2 protein-coding genes and 2 pseudogenes are annotated in these 3,300 nt (G+C 35.7%); all 4 read right to left on the bottom strand.

The features are described from left to right. Positions 1 to 501, bottom strand: a pseudogene (locus tag PCY17_RS11975) (hypothetical protein); the annotation flags it as partial. Between the two features lie 4 nt (positions 502 to 505). Then, positions 506 to 2,692, bottom strand: a complete 2,187-nt coding sequence (locus PCY17_RS11980; protein WP_042903180.1) for a hypothetical protein — start codon at positions 2,690 to 2,692, stop codon at positions 506 to 508. 4 nt (positions 2,693 to 2,696) lie between these two features. Beyond that, positions 2,697 to 3,062 carry a hypothetical protein gene (locus tag PCY17_RS11985; protein WP_042903179.1) on the bottom strand — a complete coding sequence of 122 codons (366 nt, stop codon included), beginning with the start codon at positions 3,060 to 3,062 and terminating at the stop codon, positions 2,697 to 2,699. Positions 3,063 to 3,073: 11 nt separating this feature from the next. After that, positions 3,074 to 3,300 (bottom strand): annotated as a pseudogene (locus PCY17_RS11990) (hypothetical protein); the annotation flags it as partial.

Below are 3,300 nucleotides of genomic sequence, written 5' to 3' on the forward strand. Positions count from 1 at the left end.
AGTACCTTGTTTGTCTTTAACTTCTATATTGATGACGTTCTTGGGATTATTACGATAGGTGAAGATTCTGAAATCAATCGGAAAAAAACTGGCGTCATAGTCTGCGACCACTTTGTTTAGATCCACTTCTTTAACGGCTAAGTCTTCTGTTCTATAGTCATAAAGACGAATCTTCCAATAATCTGATTTGGGCCTGTTTTTTCTATCGGTTAAATCAACTCCACCTTTACTTGTCATCACTTTCCGCTCGGTTGTATAAAGATAGACACCACCCCCAGGTCTCGCTTTGGAATCGGTGTTTAATAAGACGAATTTTCGTTGATTCCCGAAAAAATATACGTTTTCTTTTACAGAATGGTATTCTTCAATAGAATATTCGACTTTTTCAGGTTCTTTAAATAATTGTTGGAACCCAACAGTACCTACTATAATGAAAGGGATAAGAATTAGACTAGCTAACACAAATTGAAAAGCACGCTTATTTGATAATATATTCCTCATCGTATCAGTTTCCTCCTGCACCTACTCCATTTACATAACCTAAATAAGACCATTTCTCATAAGAATCTCGAGTGAAATAAGAAGGGGCTTTTTCGTATGGATTAGCTTTATTAACATTAACGGCTGTTTCCGCATCCTCCAGTCCATTATAAAACTTCTCAAAACCAATCCACTCTAGGCTGCGGTTAGGATTACCTTTCCCACTCAAAAGAGCCTTCATATCCGCATCGTAATCACCATTTAGTTTACTCTGATCAATAGCTTTATCAAATCGTTCCAATACATCATATGGATCCTGTCCATTACTAATAGCCGTCTCTGCAATGTAAGTTCGAAGACCATTTTTCTTTAGATCTTGTTGCTTCAGATAGGCTTCTACATCGTAGCTAGGACTGATATATTGAGAATTACTCTTAAATTGATCATCATTTGTGAAAGAAGTTCCACCATATTGCCAAAATTCAGCCTCACTACTTTTCTTCAGATTTTTAATTTCTTTGTCGTAACTTTCACTTTTTTCAAAATAATCATAAATGTTTTTTGCAATTTTTGTCAAGCCTTTAGCTTTATTACTATATTTATGTTCCGGAATTTGATCTAATAAAACTGGTGAAGAAATAGCCTCTGCGCCATTGATAACCTTTTTAATATCCTTATCTGAACTCATACCAGCCTCAACAATCCCAATCATGACACCTGCAGGCGCATATAACTTACCAAGGTCTTTAACTGTATTTAGAACTGTTGAAGCAAAGAGCTTCGACTTTTCTGCATTCAAATCTTTGATTTTGCCAATGTTCTCTCGAATATTTAGTCCTGTTTTTTCATCAATGATTTCAGACTTAACATTTGTAGATCCAAAAGTACTATCTGAAACTGTGAAAGAAAAGCCTTTCCCATCAGTCCCTTTTGTTAATTTAAAACTACCTTCTTTAAATGAATTCTTGTTGGTAAAAACTTGGTCTTCAAAACCACCATTCATTTTTGGTACTCGAAGAGTTGTTGGTTTTCCTTTCCCCAGTTCGTTCATAGCTGTATACATAAAAAGACTGTTTAGTTTTTCATACCACTCTACTTTATTATTCAATGCCAAGACTGCTGCACGAACTTCGGCGCTATTTTTTCGATTGAAATACTCAGTATAAGCCTCTTTAGGAGATCCTGGTGGAGGAAACTCTGGCATCAGAGTATCCACCTGTACTTTATAACTGTTTCCTGTCGCTTCAGCTGCCGCAGACAACCTCAATGCATAGTCTTTTACGCTTTCTTTATCTCGTTGAGTTAAGGCTGCCATAAAAATTGATAGGTTAGGGACACTCCCATCTTCTTCAGCATGATGAACTTCATACATCAAACGCTCAACAATTATCTGCCCTACTCCTAGGCTAGAATCCTTTGTATTCACATTTGCTAAATCTGTAAAGAATGCTCTCTTATCAGTATAATCAGCCTCACTCAAAATCACTGTCATAATCTTTGCATCTGATTTGCTTTGTATCGCATCAAGATAATAAATCTTATCTGGAGTAAGAGTTTTGTTTTTAATAGAATCCATTACAACATTAGGAGTAACTGCAAGCTTTGCTTGAGCGACCTCAATATTATTTTTCAAATCCATTAGCCCAGAAAGTACGTCAAATAAGGTTGTGTTAAATGTATCATGAGCACTTTGAATTGTATTATGAGTTGCTTGACGACTATCTTTTGCACTTGTCAAACTTCCTTCCGCTGCTGTTTTTGTTGCTTCTAAGCTCTCATTTTCTATCCCAAGAGCTGTAGTTGCAGTATCCAGTAAAGATTGAAGATTTTTTATGGTATCTTTCACGGCATATAATTGACTATCTTCTCCTTCGCCAGTTAATTTAGTCCCTACCTCTTGCGTACCAGTTTCACTAGTCCAGGCCTCCTTATCAAACCCAGCATCACTAATGCTATTTTCAAAGTGTGAAATACTCCCTGAGAAATGCCTTATATACTGAGGAAATGTGTGAAATACTTGATTTTGTAAAGAATTTAAACGCTCAAAAAAGGCTGTCAGCGCAAGTGCTTCATCAGTATTATTCCCTGTCTTAGTATTAAATTGTCGTTCTGTTTCCTCAGATGCTGACTCAACATTTTTAGAAAACTCCTGAATTGCTTTTGCATACCGTTCTATTGCTGGTAAATCATATACTTTAATAACTTCACTCATATTTTCACTCCTTCGTAGCTAACAAGTCAATGCCTAAAAGGAACTTTCTTATTGCCAAATCACTCTTTTCTTCTTCTAATTCTTGAATTTTCTTAGAGACTTTTTCGGAAACATTATCAATTTTTGTATTAAAGTCTCGTTTAAGATTCTTCAAAAGTTCTTGCTCTGAAGTAGTTTGCTCTGAATATTTCTTTCCAGCTAGATTATAACCGCTTTTGATATTTTCATCACTTACCAATACATAACTAATCGTTGTCGGAAATGATGTTAAAGATTTTTTTATTTCAACAAATTTATCAATCTCTGTCGTTAAAGATGATATAGATTGATTTATTTCATTAATTTCTGCTTGTATCTCTGCTCTTCCCATTTCTTCCCTTTCTATACCATTAATACTTTCATTCTACTTGCTAACCCATCGGAAACATAGTAGTGTTCTTGTTCTTCCAACTGTGGCTCACGAACAGGTCTGTTGGTCACTGTCAGAACTGATTGTTCGCTTAAGCGAAGCCCTATAACAGCCTGCTTGTAAGAGCGAACAGTTTTTGAGACCACATCAATATGTTTAGTAATCAACGGCGAACTCATTACAAGAGAACCATATCCAG

It is taken from the genome of Streptococcus sp. SO2 (assembly GCF_030440025.1).

Coding starts and splice junctions, on each gene's coding strand:
- PCY17_RS11980 (WP_042903180.1), bottom strand. CDS start 2,692: ATGAGTGAAGTTATTAAAGTATATGATTTACCAGCAATAGAACGGTAT.
- PCY17_RS11985 (WP_042903179.1), bottom strand. CDS start 3,062: ATGGGAAGAGCAGAGATACAAGCAGAAATTAATGAAATAAATCAATCT.